The 20,025-nt window shown below is 71.7% G+C and carries 19 protein-coding genes; 9 read left to right on the top strand and 10 right to left on the bottom strand.

Features of this window, described 5'->3' with window-relative positions; translation table 11 throughout:
* The first annotated feature begins 1 nt into the window (after position 1).
* The 3 genes from NE358_RS15845 (at position 2) to NE358_RS15835 (ending at position 2,137) form a co-directional block, all read left to right on the top strand.
* Positions 2-616 carry a nucleotide exchange factor GrpE gene (locus NE358_RS15845; RefSeq protein WP_289940031.1) on the top strand — a complete coding sequence of 205 codons (615 nt, stop codon included), beginning with the start codon at positions 2-4 and terminating at the stop codon, positions 614-616.
* Positions 617-627: 11 nt separating this feature from the next.
* Entirely contained in the window at positions 628-1,608 is a 981-nt protein-coding gene (locus tag NE358_RS15840; RefSeq protein WP_116239534.1) for a DnaJ C-terminal domain-containing protein, read from the top strand.
* 91 nt (positions 1,609-1,699) lie between these two features.
* On the top strand, positions 1,700-2,137 hold the full coding sequence (locus NE358_RS15835; protein ID WP_103207887.1) for a heat shock protein transcriptional repressor HspR: 438 nt from the start codon (positions 1,700-1,702) through the stop codon (positions 2,135-2,137).
* 116 nt (positions 2,138-2,253) lie between these two features.
* Here NE358_RS15835 and NE358_RS15830 read toward each other — a convergent pair whose 3' ends face one another.
* Positions 2,254-2,847: a hypothetical protein gene (locus tag NE358_RS15830; protein WP_141378053.1), complete on the bottom strand. Its 594-nt coding sequence runs from the start codon at positions 2,845-2,847 to the stop codon at positions 2,254-2,256.
* A 75-nt stretch (positions 2,848-2,922) separates the two neighbouring features.
* Between NE358_RS15830 and NE358_RS15825 the strand changes: the two genes are divergently transcribed.
* The 5 genes from NE358_RS15825 to hutI are packed head-to-tail and all read left to right on the top strand — an operon-like array spanning position 2,923 to position 8,963.
* The gene (locus tag NE358_RS15825) at positions 2,923-3,588 is read left to right on the top strand and encodes an IclR family transcriptional regulator (RefSeq protein WP_141378054.1); all 666 of its coding nucleotides are present in this window, start codon (positions 2,923-2,925) and stop codon (positions 3,586-3,588) included.
* On the top strand, positions 3,585-5,240 hold the full coding sequence (hutU, locus tag NE358_RS15820) for a urocanate hydratase (protein WP_103207895.1): 1,656 nt from the start codon (positions 3,585-3,587) through the stop codon (positions 5,238-5,240). The genes NE358_RS15825 and hutU overlap by 4 nt, the downstream gene beginning before the upstream one ends.
* Entirely contained in the window at positions 5,237-6,439 is a 1,203-nt protein-coding gene (locus NE358_RS15815; protein WP_289940021.1) for an allantoate amidohydrolase, read from the top strand. Before hutU ends, NE358_RS15815 begins: the two co-directional genes overlap by 4 nt.
* Complete coding sequence (locus NE358_RS15810; protein ID WP_103207901.1) at positions 6,436-7,752, top strand: formimidoylglutamate deiminase; 1,317 nt, start codon at positions 6,436-6,438, stop codon at positions 7,750-7,752. Before NE358_RS15815 ends, NE358_RS15810 begins: the two co-directional genes overlap by 4 nt.
* Positions 7,749-8,963, top strand: coding sequence for an imidazolonepropionase (gene hutI, locus NE358_RS15805; protein WP_289940018.1), 1,215 nt, complete (start codon positions 7,749-7,751; stop codon positions 8,961-8,963). Before NE358_RS15810 ends, hutI begins: the two co-directional genes overlap by 4 nt.
* Here hutI and NE358_RS15800 read toward each other — a convergent pair.
* The 9 genes from NE358_RS15800 to NE358_RS15760 are packed head-to-tail and all read right to left on the bottom strand — an operon-like array spanning position 8,926 to position 18,570.
* The gene (locus NE358_RS15800) at positions 8,926-9,579 is read right to left on the bottom strand and encodes a 4'-phosphopantetheinyl transferase family protein (RefSeq protein ID WP_289940016.1); all 654 of its coding nucleotides are present in this window, start codon (positions 9,577-9,579) and stop codon (positions 8,926-8,928) included. The two genes, hutI and NE358_RS15800, sit on opposite strands and share 38 nt — an antisense overlap.
* Positions 9,580-9,586: 7 nt before the next feature.
* Positions 9,587-9,817, bottom strand: a complete 231-nt coding sequence (locus tag NE358_RS15795) for an MbtH family protein (RefSeq protein ID WP_141378060.1) — start codon at positions 9,815-9,817, stop codon at positions 9,587-9,589.
* Positions 9,807-10,661, bottom strand: coding sequence for an ABC transporter ATP-binding protein (locus NE358_RS15790; RefSeq protein WP_289940014.1), 855 nt, complete (start codon positions 10,659-10,661; stop codon positions 9,807-9,809). Before NE358_RS15790 ends, NE358_RS15795 begins: the two co-directional genes overlap by 11 nt.
* A complete protein-coding gene (locus NE358_RS15785) occupies positions 10,658-11,698 on the bottom strand; it encodes a FecCD family ABC transporter permease (protein ID WP_103207915.1) in 1,041 nt (346 codons plus the stop codon). The genes NE358_RS15790 and NE358_RS15785 overlap by 4 nt, the downstream gene beginning before the upstream one ends.
* Positions 11,695-13,047, bottom strand: a complete 1,353-nt coding sequence (locus NE358_RS15780) for a FecCD family ABC transporter permease (protein WP_289940011.1) — start codon at positions 13,045-13,047, stop codon at positions 11,695-11,697. Before NE358_RS15780 ends, NE358_RS15785 begins: the two co-directional genes overlap by 4 nt.
* 34 nt (positions 13,048-13,081) lie before the next feature.
* On the bottom strand, positions 13,082-14,101 hold the full coding sequence (locus NE358_RS15775) for an ABC transporter substrate-binding protein (RefSeq protein ID WP_289940008.1): 1,020 nt from the start codon (positions 14,099-14,101) through the stop codon (positions 13,082-13,084).
* Positions 14,102-14,150: 49 nt separating this feature from the next.
* Positions 14,151-15,935 carry an ABC transporter ATP-binding protein gene (locus tag NE358_RS15770; protein ID WP_289940006.1) on the bottom strand — a complete coding sequence of 595 codons (1,785 nt, stop codon included), beginning with the start codon at positions 15,933-15,935 and terminating at the stop codon, positions 14,151-14,153.
* Complete coding sequence (locus NE358_RS15765) at positions 15,932-17,629, bottom strand: ABC transporter ATP-binding protein (protein WP_499318061.1); 1,698 nt, start codon at positions 17,627-17,629, stop codon at positions 15,932-15,934. Before NE358_RS15765 ends, NE358_RS15770 begins: the two co-directional genes overlap by 4 nt.
* Positions 17,626-18,570: a methionyl-tRNA formyltransferase gene (locus NE358_RS15760; protein WP_103207928.1), complete on the bottom strand. Its 945-nt coding sequence runs from the start codon at positions 18,568-18,570 to the stop codon at positions 17,626-17,628. Before NE358_RS15760 ends, NE358_RS15765 begins: the two co-directional genes overlap by 4 nt.
* Positions 18,571-18,699: 129 nt before the next feature.
* Here NE358_RS15760 and NE358_RS15755 point away from each other — a divergent pair, with 129 nt between their 5' ends.
* A complete protein-coding gene (locus tag NE358_RS15755; RefSeq protein ID WP_289940000.1) occupies positions 18,700-20,022 on the top strand; it encodes a lysine N(6)-hydroxylase/L-ornithine N(5)-oxygenase family protein in 1,323 nt (440 codons plus the stop codon).
* Positions 20,023-20,025 lie beyond the last annotated feature (3 nt).

The following is a 20,025-nucleotide window of genomic DNA, read 5'->3' as shown; positions in this document are numbered from 1 at the left end:
CATGGCACACAAGGACGACGAACAGCCCACGGGCTCGGGCGCCGGTCCTGACGAGACGGGGTCGGAGGAGAACACCTCCGGCCCCGCGCCGTCGGGCGAGCAGTCCGAGACGCAGGAACCGGATGCCGAGGGCCTGACCATCGACGACATCCTCGGGGCCGAGCAGACGCCCGAGGCCGCCGCAGAGGGGGCTTCCTCCGACAAGGAGGCCTCGCTGCTGATCGACCTCAAGCGCCTGCAGGCCGAGTACGCCAACTACCGTCGGCGCACCGAGGAGCAGCGCGAGCGCGAGATCGAGCGCGCCAAGGGTGAGGCCGTGAAGGGCCTGCTACCCGTCATGGACGACCTCGACCGCGCCGCCAAGCACGGCGATCTGGTCGAGGGCACCCCGCTCGCGGCCATCGGCGACAAGGTGCGGGCCGTGGCCGAGCGCCTCGGCGTGGTCTCGTACGGCGCCGTCGGCGACGTGTTCGACCCGCAGCAGCATGAGGCGATCTTCCAGGCCCCGACTCCGGGCGTGACCGAGACGACGATCCTCGAGGTCGTCGAGGTCGGGTACCGCCTCGGTTCGGTCGAACTGCGACCGGCGAAGGTCGTCGTCGCCGTGCCGGCCTAGGAGGAGGACGAATGGCGAGTCAGGACTGGTTCGACAAGGACTTCTACAAGGTCCTCGGTGTCGACAAGAGCGTCAGCGCTGCCGATCTGAAGAAGACGTACCGCAAGCTCGCGCGCCAGTACCACCCCGACTCGAACCCGGGAGACGCGAAGGCCGAGGCGAAGTTCAAAGAGATCAGCGAGGCCTATTCGGTGCTCAACGACCCCGAGCAGCGCGAGGAGTACGACCAGATCCGGGCCATGGGCTCGGGGGCGCGCTTCTCGGCTCCCGGGGCCGGGGGCGGGGGCGGCTTCGACGACGTCTTCAGCCGTTTCGGCCAGGGGCGGCAGGCGCCGTCGGGCGGCTTCGACGACTTCTTCACGATGTTCGACCAGCAGGGCGGCGGCTTCGGCTCCGGCCGGTTCGGTCAGACGACCGGAGGGTTCCGCGGCTTCGGCGGCCCGCAGAAGGGCGCCGACGTCACCGCGCGGACGACGCTCGACTTCGTCACCGCGGCCAAGGGCGAGACCATCACCCTCGCGGGTGAAGACAACGTGCCGTTCAAAGTGAAGATCCCGGCGGGCGTCTCGGACGGGCAGAAGATCCGTCTGCGCGGACGGGGGCGCAAGTCGCCCGACGGCGGCGAGAGCGGCGACATCGTCGTGACCGTCGCGGTGCGTCCGCACCCGGTGTTCACGAGAGACGGACTCAACCTCCGTCTCACCGTGCCGGTCACCTTCACCGAGGCGGCGCTGGGCGCGACCATCGAGGTGCCGACGCTGGGGGGCGACCCCGTCCGCCTGCGCGTCGCCCCCGGAACACCGTCCGGCCGCGTGCTCCGCGTCAAGGGACGCGGGATCGAGACCGCGAAGGGCTCCGGCGACCTGCTCGCCGAGGTCCAGGTCGCGGTTCCCACTCATCTCGACGACGCCGCCCGCGAGGCCCTCGAGCGGTTCCACGAGCTCGAGCCCAAAGAGAACCCCCGCGCCGACCTGATGGCCAAGGCGCGATAACACCGCGCGCGTCGCCGCGGTTCTCGGCATCCGATACGACAGGATGCCGAGAACCCGGCACGCCGTCCGGCACGACGAAAGAGGTGAAGACGTGTCCGAGAGAGAGATCGACGAAGACGCCCCGATCTTCGCCATCGCCGCGGCCGCCGAGCTGTCGAACATGCACCCGCAGACTCTGCGACAGTACGACCGGCTCGGTCTCGTCGTGCCCGCGCGCACCCAGGGCGGGTCGCGCCGTTACTCCAGCCGACACGTGCAACAGCTGCGCGAGGTCGCCCGTCTTTCCGGCGAGGGGATGAGCCTGCCGGCGATCGCCCGCCTGCTCGCCCTCGAGGAGCGGGTGCACGAGCTCGCCCGCCGCGTGAACGACCTCGAACGTCAGCTCACGGTCGAGCGGCAATCCCGCCCCGGGGCCCGTGTCTTCGCGGCCGGTGCGACGGGATCGGTCGTCACGCTCCGCCACGGAGCCCGCGTGCGCCGCGCCACCGACATCGTGCTCTGGCGCCCGCGTGGCCCGCACGACGACTGAGACGTCGTCTTTTCGTCCGGGCTTCAGAGAGCCCGTTCCGCGTCGACTTGCGCGCCGATCTCCGCGCGCGTCCGTGTCGCGGATCCAACGCCTCTTCCCGGTGACAGCGCCGTGCCTCAGGCCGGGTCGAGCCGCAGCACCGTCGGCGATTCGCCGAGCTTCAGGTCGTCGACCACGCGGATCGTGCGCGCCACCTCGTCGACCGACGAGATGATCGTGCCGAAGCGCTCGCGGTCCGAGCACACGGCCGTCACCGTGACGAAGTGCGAACCCGTGTCCCACGTGTAGGTGGCGAACGGCGGGGTCTTCGGATCGCTCGGGAGCGGCATCGCGAGCTTCTCGCCCACGCCGAGGTGCGGGTTTCGGAACGACTCGGTGTCGTCGTACTCCATCGGCATCATGGCGCGCGCCGTGCGCAGCTGGGGCGTGGCCTCTTGCAGCTGCGCCATGACGACGAGCAGCTCGGGGTCGCTCTTCCAGACCCACACGAGCACGCGCCCGGCCGCGCGGCGCATGAGCAGGGGCGCCGCCTGACTGAGGATCCAGGCGAAGGCGCCGCCGCCCGGCTTCGGCGTGGCGCCGGTGGCCTGATTGGCCTGGCTCAGCAGCATGCCGATGGCGGCCTTCCGGTGGCGGCGGCCACGGAATCCGAGGGAACCCGTCACGGGAACCCAGAGGTCGGCGGGGGCGTCGGCCTGCAGTCGGGACATGGGTCCAGCCTAGAAGGCATCCATGCTTGTCATCTGGTGAAACATGTATTTTACTGGACGGCATTAAGGAGGGTCATGGCCGAGAACCCCACCCGCACCGTCGATCGGGCTCTGTCGCTGCTCGCGACCGTCTGCAATGACGGGCCGCTGACTCTGGCGGATGCCGCGCGGGCGGCGGGGCTGTCGGCCAGCACCGCCCTGCGCCTCCTGCGCACTCTCGAAGCGCAGGAGTTCGTCCGGCGCTCCGACGACGGTCGCTACGCGGCCGGCGCGCGCATGATTCAGCTGGGCGCGCGAGCCCTATCGAATGACTCGCTCGTCTCCCTCGCCGAGTCCGCCCTGGCGCGGGTCGTGGCCCAGACCGGCGAATCGACCTACCTCGCCGTGCGCGGCGCGGGCGACACCGCGCTCTACGTCGCGATCGTCGAGGGCACCCACTCGATCCGGCACGCGAGTTGGGTCGGACGCACCATTCCGCTGCACGGCTCCGCCGCCGGAGCGGTGCTCGCCGGAGAGACCGGCCTCGAAGGCTACGTCGTCGTCACCCAGGGCGTCGAAGACGACGTCACCGCGATCGCCGCACCGGTCGTCGTGGGTGGGCGGGTCGTGGCATCCCTCTCCGTCGTTGTCCCCAGTTACCGCACCACCGCAGCCAAGACCGCCGAGATCGGGCGCTTGCTCCTCGTGGAGAGCCGCTCGATCGGTGCGGTATCCGACCTCGAGGGAGAGAGAACGACATGACTGGACCACGGGAGATCCGCGCGCCGCGAGGGACGACGCTGACAGCGAAGAGCTGGCAGACCGAGGCCCCGCTGCGGATGCTCATGAACAACCTCGACCCCGAGGTCGCGGAACGGCCCGAAGACCTCATCGTCTACGGCGGAACGGGAAAGGCCGCCCGCAACTGGGCGAGCTACGACGCGATCGTCGCGACCCTCGCCGACCTCGACGACGACGAGACACTGCTGGTGCAGTCGGGCAAGCCCGTGGGGGTGTTCCGCACGAACGTGTGGGCACCGCGCGTGCTTCTGGCCAACTCCAACCTCGTCGGCGACTGGGCCACCTGGCCGGAGTTCCGCCGCCTCGAGGCCGAGGGGCTCATGATGTACGGCCAGATGACGGCCGGCTCGTGGATCTACATCGGCACGCAGGGCATCCTGCAGGGCACGTACGAGACGTTCGGCGCCGTGGCGCGCAAGCGTTTCGGCGGCACGCTCGCCGGGACCCTCACCGTCACGGGCGGCTGCGGCGGCATGGGCGGTGCTCAGCCCCTGTCGGTCACCCTCAACGGCGGCGTCGTGCTCATCGTCGACGTCGATGAGACGCGGCTCCGCCGCCGCCAGGGCAAGCGCTACCTCGACGAGGTCACGACCGACCTCGACGACGCGCTCGAGCGCGTGCTCGCCGCGAAGGCCGAGGGCCGTGCGCTCTCTGTCGGCCTCGTCGGCAACAGTGCCGAGGTGCTGCCCGAGTTGCTGCGCCGCGAGGTGCCGGTCGACATCGTCACCGACCAGACCTCGGCCCACGACCCGCTGGCCTACCTCCCCGCGGGCATCGCGTTCGAGGACTGGCGCACCGAGTCGGCCCGCGACCCCGAGGGCTTCACCGTGCGCTCGCGCGAGTCGATGGCCCGCCACGTCGAGGCGATGGTGGAGTTCCAGAAGCGCGGTGCCGAGGTGTTCGACTACGGCAACTCGATCCGCGACGAGGCCCGCCAGGGCGGCTACGCCGACGCGTTCGCCTTCCCCGGCTTCGTGCCGGCCTACATCCGCCCGCTGTTCTGCGAGGGCCTCGGTCCGTTCCGCTGGGTGGCGCTGTCGGGCGACCCGGCCGACATCGCCGTCACCGACCAGGCGATCCTCGAGCTCTTCCCCGAGAACGAGGGACTCAAGCGCTGGATCACCGCGGCGCAGGAGCACGTCGAGTTCGAGGGTCTTCCGGCCCGCATCTGCTGGCTCGGCTACGGCGACCGCGCCAAGGCGGCTGTCCGCTTCAACGAGCTCGTCGCCGAGGGCAAGATCTCGGCGCCGATCGTCATCGGTCGCGACCACCTCGACTCCGGCTCGGTGGCCTCGCCCTACCGGGAGACGGAGGCGATGGCGGACGGATCGGATGCCATCGCCGACTGGCCGATTCTGAACGCACTCATCAACACGGCCTCGGGAGCGACCTGGGTGTCGCTGCACCACGGTGGCGGCGTCGGCATCGGCCGCTCCATTCACGCGGGCCAGGTCTCGGTCGCCGACGGCACGGAGCTCGCCGCCGAGAAGCTGCAGCGTCTGCTGACGAACGACCCCGGCATGGGCGTCATCCGTCACGTGGATGCCGGATACGACCGCGCGATCGAGGTCGCCCGAGAGCGCGGGGTGCGCGTACCCATGCTCGATTCATGACCTCCGTCACCGCTCTCCTCGACGCCATCTCGGGCATCGGCCGCGAGCCCCGCAGCGGCGGGTACGCCCGCCCGGTGTTCTCGACCGCCGAGCGCGACCTGCGCGCGTGGTTCGTCGCCGAGGCCGAGGCGCGCGGGCTCGACGTCGAGGTCGACCGCAACGGCATCCTGTGGGCGTGGTGGGGGATGCCGGGACCCGGCGCCGTCGTGACCGGCAGCCACCTCGACTCGGTGCCCGGCGGCGGGGCGTTCGACGGTCCGCTGGGGGTCGCGGCGGCGCTCGCTGCGGTCGACGTGCTGCGCGAGCGCGGGTTCACGCCCGCGAAGCCCCTCGCGATCGCGGTGTTCCCCGAGGAGGAGGGTTCGCGCTTCGGCGTCGCGTGCCTCGGCTCACGACTGCTCACGGGAGCCTTGTCTCCCGACGCTGCGCGGCGGCTCACCGACCGTGAGGGCGACACGCTCGCCGAGGTCTTCGCCGCGGGCGGTATCGACCCGGCGAGGATCGGCCCCGACTCCGAGACGCTCGGGCGCATCGGCGTCTTCGTCGAGCTGCACGTCGAGCAGGGGCGCGGGCTCATCGACCTCGATCGCCCCTTCGCCGTGGCGGAGTCGATCCTCGGCCACGGCCGGTTCAAGGTGTCGGTGCGCGGCGAGGGCAATCACGCCGGCACCACGCTCATGGCCGATCGCCGCGACCCCCTGGTCGCCGCCGCCGGCATGGTCGGGCGCATCGCCGAGCTCGCCGGCGCCGTCGACGACGCCCGAGCCACCGTCGGCCGCTTCGAGCCCGTGCCCGGCGGCACCAACGTCATCGCGTCGTCGGTCGACTTCTGGATCGACGCCCGGCATCCCGACGACGCCGTCACCCGCCGTCTCGTCGCCGACATCGACCGCATGTGCGTCGAGCTCGCCGCCGCCCGCGGGTGCGAGGCCGTCCTGGTCGAGGAGTCGTGGAGCCCCACGGTCGGCTTCGACCCGAGCCTCGCCCGTCGCCTGGGCTCGACGCTGCCCGACGCTCCGTACCTGCGCACGGGCGCCGGACACGACGCCGGCATCCTCGCGAGCGCCGTGCCCACCGGCATGCTCTTCGTCCGCAATCCCTCGGGCATCTCGCACTCCCCCGAGGAGCACGTCGTCGACACCGATGCGGATGCCTCCGCCGCGGCGCTCGCCGACGTGCTGCAGGATCTGCTGGCATGACGCGCTTCTGGGCACCGCGGGCGTGGATCGGCGACGCCGTGGCGAACGACGTGCGGGTGACGGCATCCGAGGGTCTCATCGCCTCCGTCGAGACGGGGGCGACCCCGGATGCCGCCGACCATCGCCTCGACGGACTCGCCCTGCCGGGCGCGATCAACGCGCACTCGCACGCCTTCCACCGGCTGCTTCGCGGCCGCACGCACGGCGACGGCGGAAGCTTCTGGACCTGGCGCGAGCTGATGTACCGCGAGGCCGGTCGACTCGATCCGGACTCCTACGAGCGTGTGGCCACGGCGGTCTACGCCGAGATGGTCGCCGCGGGATGGACCTCGGTCGCCGAGTTCCACTACGTGCATCACGCGCCCGACGCCTCGCCCTACGCCCCCGCGCACGCCATGGAGCGCGCGCTCGCGCGCGCGGCCCGGGCCAGTGGCATCCGTCTCACCCTGCTCGACACGTGCTACCTCTCCAGCGGCTTCGGTTCACCGCTCGAACCCGCCCAGCGGCGCTTCGGGGACGCGGATGCCGAGACCTGGCTCACACGTCTGTCGGCGCTGCGCGGGGCGTTCGCCGACGAGCACCCCGAGGTCGTGGTCGGGGCGGCCGTGCACTCGGTGCGTGCCGTGCCCGTCGCCGCGTTGGAGCGGATCGGCGCGGAGCTGGACCCGGCGATCCCGCTGCACGTACACCTGTCGGAGCAACCCGCCGAGAACGCGGCGTGCATCGAGGCCACGGGCCTCACGCCCACCGGGCTCCTCGCCCGCAGCGGCCTGCTGTCGTCGCGCCTGTCGGTCGTGCACGCCACCCACCTCACCGACGACGACATCGACGCGCTCGGCGCCGCTCGCGCGAGCATCGTGATGTGCCCGACCACCGAGGCCGACCTGGGGGACGGCATCGGTCCCGCCCGCCGCCTCGCCGACGCGGGGGCGCGTCTCGCGCTCGGCACCGATCAGCACGCCGTGGTCGATCCTCTGCTCGAGGCCCGCGCGCTCGAACACGGCGAGCGGCTCGCGTCGCGGCGTCGCGGGCGCTTCTCGCCCGCCGAGCTCGTGGCGGCGCTCACACGGGGTGGAGCCTCGGCGGTGGGACGCTCGCTCGGCGAGATCGCCGTGGGGCAGCCCTGCGACCTCCTCGTCGTCGACGAGACGAGCGCCCGCACGGCCGGAAGCGACCCCGGCCAACTCGTGCTGAGCGCCACCGCGCACGACGTCAGCCGTGTGATCATCGGGGGACGCGAGCGCGCCGTGGGCGGCACGCACACCGACCTCGGACCCATCGGAGATCTGCTGCGAAAGGCGATGAGCGCATGACCTCGACCGTGATCACCCGCATCGGAGAGCTCATGACCGTCGACGACGAGGAGCGCGTGCTCCACGACGCCGCCGTGGTCATCGACGCAGACCGCATCGCCTGGATCGGTGCGGCGTCCGAGGCTCCCGCGGCAGACGAGCGGGTGGATGCCGCCGGCCGGGCGCTGCTACCGGGCTGGGTCGATTCGCACACCCACCTGGTCTTCGACGGTGACCGTACGGCCGAGTTCGAGGCCCGTATGGCAGGACAGAGCTACGCCGCGGGCGGGATCGCGGTGACGCGGGATGCCACCCGGACCGCCTCCGACGACCGTCTCGCCGCGCTTCTCACCGCCCGCGTCCGCGAGGCCCGCGCGCAGGGCACGACGTGGATCGAGACCAAGACGGGCTACGGGCTCGATCTCGCCAGCGAGGAGCGCAGCGCGCGGATCGCCACGGCGGGGGTCGATGACGCCACCTTCCTCGGGGCGCACCTCGTGCCCGCGGGCCGAGACGCCGACGATTATGTCCGCGAGGTGTGCGGCCCGATGCTCGAGGCGGTACGGCCCTTCGTATCGTGGGCCGACGTGTTCTGCGAGCGCGGGGCCTTCAGCCCGGAACAGTCGCGCGAGGTGCTTTTGGCCGCCCGGACGTCGGGGTTGGGACTGCGCGTGCATGGCAATCAACTGGGGCACGGCGAGGGCATCCGGCTGGCGGTCGAGCTGGGGGCCGCGAGCGTCGACCACTGCAACTTCGTCTCTGACGCCGACCTGGACGCGCTCGCCGAGGGGTCGACGGTGGCGACGGTGCTCCCGGCCTGCGATCTGTCGACCCGCGCGCCGCTCGCCCCCGCACGGCGGCTGCTCGACGCGGGCGTGGAGGTCGCGATCGCCTCGAACTGCAACCCCGGCACCTCGTACACGAGTTCGATGCCGTTCTGCGTCGCGACCGCCGTGCTGCAGATGGGGTTGAGCGTCGCCGAAGCGGTGCGCGCGGCGACGCGCGGCGGTGCGATCGCCCTCGGCCGCGCCACCGGCGAGGGGGCGGTGGGCTCGATCGCGGTAGGACACCGCGCCGACCTGCACCTGCTCGATGCTCCCTCGGCGACGCACCTGGCCTACCGGCCCGGGATGCCGCTGACCGCGGCGGTGTGGAAGGACGGGCATCGCGCGCCCGCCTCCGACGAACGGGCGGTCATCGGCGGTGGGGCTCGACCGGCACACTCGCGGTGAGGATCAGGCCGTCCCCCGTCGTCCAGGTACCTCGGAAGAGGCGGGCGCGGCCGGGGGCCGGCACGAGGACGTCGGCCGTGAAGCCCCGCGGATCGGACGTGGGCGACACCGACACGTCGGTGAAGTCCAGCCATCGCCCGGTCAACGGATACCAGGCCTTGTAGACGGCTTCCTTCGCGCTGAAGAGGAGGCGGTCCCAGTTCCTCGAGGGGACGGGGATGCCCGCGCGGAAGCGCTCGATCTCATCGGGTCGGGCGACGATCCGCAGCACATCACGAGGCAGCGGTTCATCGGGCTCCGCGTCGATCCCGATGCTCGACAGGTGCGCGCGGTCGGCGACCACCGCCGCACGGTAGCCCGCGCAGTGGGTCATGCTGCCCACGATGCCCTCGGGCCACGCCGGAGCTCCGCCCGGTCCGGGGAGAAGGGCGACCGGCGGGTGGCCCCGTTCCGCGAGGGCGCGGCGGGCGCAGCGCCGCACGGCGCTGAACTCGTTGCGGCGCTGCGGCACGGCGTTCGCGACGACCGCTTCTTCGTCGGGGAAGAGCGGACCCGCGCGTGTGTCGCCGAACTCCTCGACGGCATGAGCGGCGGCCGGCAGGATCGTTTCGATCATGAACCGCTCAGGGCGCCGCCGTGCCCTGCGCCTCGCGAAGGCTCAGGGGTCGCAGGTCGGTCCAGTTCGTCTCCACGAACGCCAGGCATTCCGCGCGCTCGGCGCCGGCGGGGCCGCCGTAGGCGATGCTCCAGCCCTCCGGCACGGGGGCGAAGACGGGCCACAGCGAATGCTGCTCCTCGTCGTTGATCAGCACGAGGAAGCGGCTGGACTCGTCGTCGAAGGGGTTATGCGACATGGGTGTCTCCTGTCTCTTCTGGGTGGGGGTGGTCAGATCGGTGGACCCGTCGGCGTCCGACCGGGACGACGAGGGGGCGGCCCGACGCCGGATCGGCGACGACCCGGGCCGTCAGGCCGAAGACGGTCTCGAGGAGACGCGCGGTGATGACGGCGTCGGGCGGGCCTTGCGCGGCGATGCCGCCCTCGTGCACGACCACGAGGTCGTCGGCATAGCGTGCGGCGAGGTTGAGATCGTGGATGACCATCACGACCGTCCGGCCGAGGTCGACGCACAGATGGTCGACGAGGTCGAGCACTTCCACGGAGTGGGCGATGTCGAGGTAGGTCGTCGGTTCGTCGAGAAGCAGGATGCCGGTGTCTTGAGCAAGACTCAGGGCGATCCACGCCCGCTGCCGTTGCCCGCCTGAGAGGGTCTGCACATCGCGATCGGCCAGCTCGGTGAGCCCGGTGAGCTGCAGGGCCGCCTCGACCGCTGTGGCGTCGAGCCTGCTCCACTGGCGCAGCAGTGACTGGTGCGGGTGGCGCCCGCGGGCGACGAGCTCGCGCACCGTCATCCCCTCGGGAGCCGTGGGGGCCTGGGGGAGGAACGACAGCTCTCTCGCGAGATCGCGGGTGCGCAGCGTGGAGAGCGCTCGACCTCGCACCGCAACGGAACCCTCGTCAGGGGCCAGGAGCCGGCAGAGCGTGCGGAGCAGCGTCGATTTTCCGCTGCCGTTCGGCCCGATGATCGCGGTGACCGCGCCCGCTCGGAGCGCGAGGTCGACACCGTTCAGGATCTCGCGGCCGCCGTAGCCGACCCGGAGGCCGGAGGTCGTCAGCGCGTGTGCCGCGGGGTCGGTCATGCCCAGCTCCTCAGCCGTCGCAGCATCAGGGAGATCAGGATCGGGCCGCCCACGAGCGCGGTGAGCAGTCCCACCGACACGGCGCTCGAAAACAGTGTTCGGGCGGCGAGGTCGGCCGCGAGCACCAGGATCGTACCGCACGCGGCCGTGCACCCCAGCGGAGCGCGGGACTCGCTCGTCAGGAACCGTGCGATCTGCGGCGCCGACAGGGCGACGAAGCCGAGCGGTCCGGCCGCGCCGACGGCGGCCGAGGAGGAGAGCACCGACCCGGTCAGCAGCACGACGCGGGTGCGTCCGACGGCGACGCCGAGCCCGTGCGCGACGTCGTCGCCGAGGTGCATCGCGGCGACCGACCGGGAGGTGGCCACGGCGATGAGGGCGGCGACGACGAGCACCGCGGCGAGCGGGGCGATGCGCGCGGCGTCGGACGACAGGTCGCCGGTGAGCCACACCTGCACCTGGAGCACGTCGTAGGTGCCGCCCGCGATGAGCATCGCGTGCAGCACGCCCAGCAGGGCGGCGTTGATTCCGACGCCGACGAGGATCAGTCGCATCCCCCCGGCCGCTCCCCGTGAGAACGAGAACACCACGGCCGCCGCGATCGAGCCGCCGATCAGTGCGGCGAGGGGGAGTGAGAGCGTCAGGGGGGCACCGAAGACACGCCATCCGAGCACGAAGACGGCGGCGGCGCCGACGCTGGCGCCGCTGGTGATGCCGAGGACGTCGGGGCTCGAGAGGGGATTGCGGGCGACCGATTGCATGAACGCTCCGGCGAGGGCCAGGGCGGCGCCCGCGAGCGCTCCGATGACCGTGCGGGGCAGGCGTAGTCCGAGCACCTGGTAACGGACGGCCTGCCCTCCGCCCCCGCCGAGTGTCTCGACGACGGTCGTGGGATTCACCCACGTGCTTCCGGCGCTGATCGACAGGCACAACAGGAGCGCGGCGACGACCGACAGCGCCACGAACGTGACGAGGGGCCGGGTGCGCACCGGGAGGGAGAGACCGCCCAGCCGCACGACGGGGACGCGCGTGCTCATCGCGCCCCCGATCTCCGGCGCGCAAGCGCGACGAACAGGGGAGCACCGACGAGCAGGAAGACGATCCCGGCCGGGATCTCGGCCGGGCGGGCGACGCTGCGTCCGACGACGTCGGCGAACAGCAGAGCGACAGCACCGATCAGCGCCGACGCGGGGAGCAGCGTCCTGTGGTCCGTGCCGACCAGGAGGCGAGCGGTGTGCGGCGCAATGAGCCCGAGAAAGGCGAGGGGGCCGCAGGCCGCCGTCGCCGCACCCGCCAGCAGCCCGACGGCGAGCAGCCCGGCGATGCGGGCGCGGCGCACGTCCGTACCCAGCGACGTCGCCATCTCGGCACCGAAGCTCAGCGCGTTCAGCGACGGCGCACACATCAGGGCGAGCGCGAGGCCCCCGCCGATCGCGACGAGGGGCACGGCGTACGTCGACAACGGCCCGTCGGACAGGCCTCCGATCATCCAGCGTCGGAACGACTGCTGGACGGTCTGATCGAGCAGCAGCAGGATGGCCGTCGCGCTGCCGAGCACCGACGAGACCGCGGCTCCGACGAGGGGCAGCGCGATGATCGACTCGCCCATCGTCTCGGCCAGCACGATCACGAGAGCCGTCACGGCCAGCGCCCCCAGCAGCGCGTACGCCGTGTACTCGGCGGGAGTGGTCAGACCGCCCAGCGCGATCGCGAGCACGGTCGCGAGCGTCGCGCCGCGCGTGATCCCCATGAGGTCGGGGTCGGCCAGCGGGTTTCGCGTCTGCGCTTGCACGACGGCGCCCGCGGCGCCGAGTGCCAGACCCGCGGCGATCGCGACGATCGCGCGAGGCGCCCGCTCGCGAATCACGATGTCGTTGTAGGTGGGGGAACCCCCGACGAAGGCATGGGCGACCTCGGGGAGCGTCACGTTCCGTGCCCCGACGGCGATCGCGATCATCGCAACTCCGACGACGACCACCGCGAGCACCACGATGACCCCGGCGGTTCGACGGGGTCGGACGATGAGCGCATCGACGTCGATCCGGGCTCGGCGGAGCGCCGCCACCGACCGCACGCCGAGCCCGGGGACGCGAACGAGCCCGAGCGCCGTCATGCCGATGCTCTGGCCGCGTCGGCCACGCGAGACGTTCACGCCGACCAGGGCGACGACGAGCACGAGACCCACGACGGCGACGACGATCCGGTCGCTCTGCCAGGCGCCGCGCTCGTCGGGGATCGCGAGGATCAGCGTGAGCGTCATCGCGGCGGGCACCGCGGGCAGCAGCACGTCGACCAGACGTGCCGCCGCCCGCGGGGCTGTCCTCGGCGGACCGGGAGCGGGACCCGGCCGATCCGGGGCCGCGGGCACCAGATCGGTCAGGGTCATCGCACTCCTCGATTGCGTGTCATTCGCTCGGACGTCACTCGCTCGCGGGCAGGGCCTTCACGGCATCCGTCAGCAGTGCGATCTGCTTCGTGTAGCTCGCGTAGTTGAACGTCGCATCGGTGGTCCAGTCGACCACGTGCCCGCGCGCGACGGCGTTCAGCGTCGCCACCGTGGGGTGATCGTGCTCGACCTGTGCCAGCGGCGTCGTCCACGCCCGCGTGTCGTAGAGGAGCAGGTCGGAGGTGTAGTCGCCGGCGTTCTCCCAGCTCACGGGGCTGAACGAGCCCGAGGTGCTGTCACGGGCGACCGGGGACTCGCGCACGTCGAGGCCCCACTCGGCGTAATCGATCAGCTCGGCGAACTCACCCGGGATCGCGACGTAGAACTGCGTCGAGGGAGCGACGGCGTAGGCGGTGGTGCCCGGGCGCGCGGCCAGGGCGCTCTTCAGCTGCGAGACGGCGTCGTCGTACGTCGACTTCTCCTCGGCGATCGTGCCCGAGTCGACGTCGGCGCCGAGCGTCTGCGCGAGGCCTCGCCAGTCGTCGAGCGACGCCGAGGCGCTCTTCTGCGCCGAGACCGTGATCAGGGGGGCGACCTGCTCGATCTGCTTCGACACCTCTGCGTCTTCGGCGCCCAGCCCGCCCAGGTATCCGCCCGCGTACCAGCCCGTGATGACGAGGTCGGGCTCGAGGGACGCGAGCTTGTCGACGTCGACGTCACCGTACGAGACGCCGAGAGACTCGATGCCCGACACGTCGAGCCCCGCGAGGACACCACTCGTGTCGGGGGTGCTCGACCCCCAGATCCCGACGGGACGGATGCCGTAGGGGATGAGCGCGGCCGCGGCCTGTTCGCTCATGACGATGTTGTGCGGGACGGTGTCGAGCGTGACGGTGTCGCCGCGCGCGTCGGTGTAGTCGAACCCGCCCGCCGCCGACGCGGTGGTGGCGGCACCGGGTTCGGTGGGGGAGGCGCAGGCCGCCTGCGAGAGCACGAGTGCGCCGAGTCCGAGGACCGCGAGCGCGCGAGCCGTGACCTTGGGTCGGATTTTCATGGGTACCGCCTTTGCTGTGTGCGTGGTGTCGGTGGAGGGTCGAGGTTCTTCATCGGGGTGCGGAAGGGGTGCTCGCGGGCCCGGCATCCCCCCGCCAGGCGCCCCATTGCCCCGCGTACGCGCCGCCCCGGGCGAGGAGGTCGTCGTGCGAGCCGAACTCGACGATCTGCCCCGCCTCCATGACGGCGATGGCGTCGGCGGATGCCGCCTGGGCGAGTCGGTGCGCGACGATGAGCGTCGTGCGTCCCGCGGTCGCCGCGAGGGCGGCGCGTTCGAGTGCGGCGGCCCCCGCACTGCCGGCTTCGGCGGTCGCCTCGTCGAGGATCGCGACGTCGGGGTCCTTCAGCACGAGACGCGCGAGGGCGATCTGCTGCTGCTGTGCGGCGGTGAGCCGGTGACGGTGCGCGCCGACCTCGGTGTGCACGCCTTCGGGCAGGGCCCGCACCCAGGCGTCGGCACCGACGGTCTGGAGGGCACGCCAGACGGTGTCCTCGTCCGCGTTCTCGTCGGCCAGCCGGAGATCGTCGATCACGGGGCCGGCCACCACGTGGACGTCTTGGCTGAGGACCGCGACGCGTGACCGCATCGCGTCGGTACCGATGTCGGATAGGGCCGCCCCGCCCAGCCGGACGCTGCCGGAATCGGGAGTGAGAGCGCCCGCCGCGATGAGCGCCGCCGTGGTCTTGCCGGCCCCCGAGGCGCCCACGAGTGCGAGCCGGGTTCCGGCGGGAACGCTGAACGACACCCCGTGCAGCACGTCGTCGCCCGGTCCGTAGGCGAAACGGACGTCGTCGACCCGCAGAGCGCCGTCGGACGGGGTCGACCGCGAGGGGACTCGGACGGAGGGCGTCGCGACGACCCCGACAAGGCGGTTCATCGCCGCGCCGGCGGACTGCATCTCGTCGAAGAGGAACAGCACCGTGCCGAGCGGAGTGAACAGGCGGTGGAAGAGCAGGATCGCGGTCGTCACCGCGCCGATCGTGACGTCGCCGTCGGTGTACCGAACGAATCCGACGACGAACAGCACGGCCAAGCCGCAGAACTCCGCGAGATTCACGCGACCGACGAGCCCCAGCAGCAGGCGGAAGACCGAGACCGACAGAGCTCGCATACGGTCGGACGCGGTGCGGATCTCGTCGAGTCGTGCCTCCTCCATCCGGTACGCACGCACCGTCTCGCGGCCGTGCAGGCTCGATGCGAGAGCCTCGGTGCGCTCTCCGGCCGCGACGCGCTCCTCCGCGTAGAGGTGAGCGCTACGGGGGAGGTACCACAGCAGTGCGGCGCCGTAGAGGGGGAGGGTGAGCAGCCCGGCGACCCCGAGGACCGGATCGACGCCGAACAGCGAGCCCAGCGACACGGCCACCAGCAGGCCCGCGGACAGCACAGCCGGAACGACCTCGCCGCTGGCGCGGGTGATCCGGGCGATGTCGTCGCCGACGCGCGAGAGCACGTCGCCGCGCCCGCCGCGTTCGGCGACCCCCGACGGCAGGTCGAGCACGCCCGCGACGACGTCTTCGCGCAAGACCGCCACGGCGGTCTCGCCGAGCCGCACGATGACGTACGTGCTGAGCCCCGAGAGTGCACCAGCGACGATGGCGGCCGTCACCAGCACGACGACCAGGACGACGATGTCGGATGTCGCTCTGTCGGCGACGGCGGCGTCGACGAGCCAGCCCATGGCGTAGACCGGCACCAGCGCGGTGGCGGCAGCGAGCACGCCCGTTCCGAGGGCCGCGACGAGGAGGAGCGGATGCCGCAGCGTCGTGCGGGCGAGCCACCGCAGGGAGGCGCGATAGCGGGCGATCGGCAGGGAGACCGGGCGCGGCGTCGTCATCTCGCCACCGCCTCGGCGTAGAGCGGGTCGCTCTCGAGCAGCTCGCGGTGCGTGCCCTCGGCGATCACCCGGCCGTGCCGGAGAACCGCGACCCGGTCGGCCACCGCGAGCAGCGCGGGCGAGCCGGTGATCACGACCGTCGACGCGTCGGAGCGACCGCGGAGCGCGGCGATGCCGACCGCGATCTGCTGCTCGGTCACCGAATCGACAGCCGTCGTGGGCTCGTGCAGCACGAGCACGGGGGCATCGGCATACAGGGCGCGCGCCAGTGCAAGGCGTTGGCGCTGGCCGCCGGAGAGGTTGTGGCCCCGGTCGACCAGGTGGTGGTCGAGTCCGTGCTCGAAGAGGGCGACGACGTCATCGGCCCCGGAGGACTGCAGGGCGCGCGTCAGGCGGACGGAGTCGACGGTGTCGCTGCTCGCGACGACGTTGGCGCGGATGCTGCCGCTGAACAGGTGCGCCTCGTGGGGTTCGGCGACCAGCCACGCCTCGGTCTCGCCGGGCCCGAGTCCGCAGACCTCGATGCTGCCGCGATACGACTCGGGCGCGACCCGCCCCGCGAGGAGGGATGCCACGGCATCGCCGTCCGCGGTGTCGTGGGCGAAGACCGCCGTGATCTCGGCCGACCGCGCCGTGAGATCGACGCCGTCGAGCGACCCGTGGTGCACGCCGCGCAGACGCAGCCCCGGGGTCGCGGTGGAGGGCGATGACGGTGCGACCGCCGGGAGGAGCGGCTGCGCCGCGAGGACGGTGGCCACCCGCTCGGCGGATCCCCGGGCTTTGGCTGCCGTGGCAGGCAGACCCGACAGCGTGGTGAGGGGGTCGATGAGGAACTGCGCGAGCCCCACGACGGTGACCAATTCGCCGGTCGTGATGTGTCCGGTGAGGGCGTACCATCCGGCGACCGAGGCGATCACGGCGGCCGCGACGCCGCTCAGCGCCGCCGTGACGCCGCGTTGCACCGCGATCCACCGGTTGGTCGACATCGCGGCCGAGAGGGCGACGCGGCTCGCGGCACGGTATCGCCGGGCAGCGGCATCCTGTGCCCCGATACCGGCGATCGACCGCAGGCCCGAGATGAGGTCGCCGGCGAGAGCGGTCGCCGCGGCCACGCGTGACTGCTGCTGCACGGCTCTCGCCGTGATGCGCGGTCCGGCTGCGTGAGCCAGCGCGAAGAACACGGGCATGGCGACGAGGGCGACCACGCCGAGCGCGGCGTCGACGGCGAGGAGCGCGATCGCGGTCGCGACCACGGCAGCGGCCGCCGCGATCATGCGGGGGAGGAGGTCGAGGAACCAGGCGGTCTGGTCGGCGTCGCTGCCCGACACGGTGACGAGCTCGCCGGGGGTCACATCGGTGCGCAGGCCGCGCGGCGAGAGCGCCTTCTCGGACACCTCCAGGCGCAACAGGTGCGCCTCCTTCTGGAGGGCGATGTTGAGGACGCGCATGCCCGCCCGGTACGACACCGTGAGCACGAGGAACACCCCCGCGAGGGCGGTGATGGCGGTGATGATCCCGGGAACGCGTCCCGGAGCGATGCCGGCGTCGATGAGGACACCGATCACGACCGCCACCGAGGTCTCGGCGAGCTGATGCACGCACAGCAGCACCGTGCCGGTCAGGATCGCCGAGCGGTTGCGGGCGATCGTCCGCCGGATGACGTCCTTGCCCGAGCGGATCGCGCGTGCGGTCACGGCTCGCGGCTCAGGTAACCGCCGCCGGTCGGGAAGTAGGCGTTCGCCGTGTGCTCGACCCCGTCGGGCGTGCGGACGCGGTCGATCACGAGCGCGCGCCGGTCGCCCCGGTAGGCGTCGCCGCCGGCGACGACGGCCATGCCGTCGCCTTCCCTGATGAAGATGCGCCCCGGTGTGCCGCCGTAGCGGAACGTCGAGACGTGCGCCTCGAGGATCTCGAGGCGCTCGCCGCGGCAGTACGTGTGTGCGCTCGGGTACGGGTCCGACATGGCCCGCACGAGCCGGTCGATGTCTTCGGCGGGCCATGTCCAGTCGATGAGGCTGTCGAGCTCGGTGCGGCGGTGGAAGAAGACGCGCTGGTCGAGGTCCTGTGGGCGCCACTCGACCGTGCCCGTCTCGATCTGTTGCAGAGCGTCGAGCAGCACCTCGGGAATGAGGTCGATCGTCGCCCGCACGAGCTCGGTGCCGGTCGAGCGTGGACCGATGGGAACGGCACGCTGCACGGCGATGTCGCCGGTGTCGAGCCCGCCGTCCATACGGTGGGCCGTGATGCCGACCTGCTCCGCCCCGCTGATGAGGGCCCAGGGCACGGGCGAGAAGCCGGTGAACGCGGGCAGGAGCGAGTCGTGCAGGTTGAGAGTGCCGTGCGGGGGGCGGTCATACACCTCGGGAGGGAGCCAGGTGCGCCAGTTGTTGGCGACGATGATGTCCGGACGCCACTCGGTGAGCCGGGCGATCATCGCGTCGTCGGGGCGTCGCGCGAGGTGGACGGGGATGCCGTGTTCCTGCGCGAGCTGCTCGACGGAGTCGTCCCAGATCTTCTCGTAGGCGTGATCGCTAGCAGGGTGCGTGACGACGCCGACGATGTCATGCGTCGATCCGAGCAGGGCGTCCAGCGTGCGGTGTCCCCATGTCTGGTACCCGAACATCGCAACCCGCATGCGTTTCCCTCCTCGATGGTTTCGGCTGGCCTGTAGATCAGTTAGCCTGCCCTTACTTATGTAAGGCTTGCCTAAGCTAGCACAACGCCCCCGCGGACTCGCGAGGGCGGTGACGAACAGGAGTGACGGATGACGCACGCCCGCGTTTCGGCAGAGAAACCGCGCAATACCAGCACGCAGGACGGGGTCGTCGACATCGTCGGCATCGGGTTCGGCCCGTCGAACCTCGGACTCGCCATCGCGCTGCGGGAACGCAACGCCATCCCGGGCAATTCGCCGATCACGTCGACATTCGTCGAGTCGAAGCCCCGCTTCGCGTGGCACCCCGACATGCTCCTGCCCGGGGCGACGATGCAGATCTCGTTCCTCAAAGACCTCGTGACCCAGCGCAACGCGGCGAGCGACTACAGCTTCCTCTCCTTCCTGCACGACAGCGGACGACTGCCCCACTTCATCAACCGCCAGACGTTCTTCCCGACCCGGATCGAGTTCCACCAGTACCTCGAGTGGGCGGCCGACCGGGTCGACGCCGAGGTGCTCTACGACACGCGCGGGACGAGGATCATCGACCACCCCGACCACTTCGAGGTCGTGCTCGAGGGCGCCCACGCCGGATCGGTCCGTGCCCGCAACGTCGTCCTGGCGGGCGGACTGACCGCGCGCCTCCCCGAGGGGGTGAGGGCCAGCGCACGCCAGTTCCACAACCACGCGCTGCTCAGCAGCCTCGCCGCGTTGCCCGAGACGACGCACGACGCATTCGTGGTCGTCGGGGCCGGGCAGAGCGCCGCCGAGGTGTCCCACTACCTCCACGAGCAGTACCCCGGCGCACGCGTGCACGCCGTCTTCGGCAAGTACGGCTACACCCCCGCCGACGACAGCCCCTACGCCAACCGCATCTTCGACGCGGAGGCCGTCGACGACTACTACGGCAGCAGCGCCGAGATGAAGGCCCGCCTGCTGTCCTACCACCGTGGCACCAACTATTCGGCCGTCGACCTCTCGCTCATCGAGCGGCTCTACGAGATCGAGTACGCGGAGCGCGTCGTCGGCGCCCGGCGCCTGTTCGTGCACGGCGGCAGCGCGATCGCCGAGGCGCGTGAGCGGGCCGACGGGGTCTCCGTGCTGATCGAGAACCGCCTCACCGGTGCGGTCGAGCAGGTCGCGGCGGATGCCGTCGTGTACGCGACCGGCTTCACCTCCATGCCGCTGGACGCGATTCTCGGCGACCTCTACGCACCCCAGGGGCCGGGCGATGCGCGGGTGATGCGCGACTACCGGTTGCGGACGACGCGACCGACGGCGGGAGGCCTCTACCTGCAGGGCGGCACCGAGGACACGCACGGGCTCACCTCCTCGCTGCTGTCGAACATCGCCGTGCGCTCGGCAGAGATCGTCGACTCGATCGCCGCGGGACTGCACGCCCGCGAGCGTGAGCTGGTGCGGAGCGCCTGAACC

The sequence above is a fragment of the Sphingomonas sp. G5 genome (assembly GCF_052660795.1).
The sequence above is the reverse complement of the archived record's forward strand: the minus strand, read 5'-3'. Positions and strand labels throughout refer to the sequence as shown.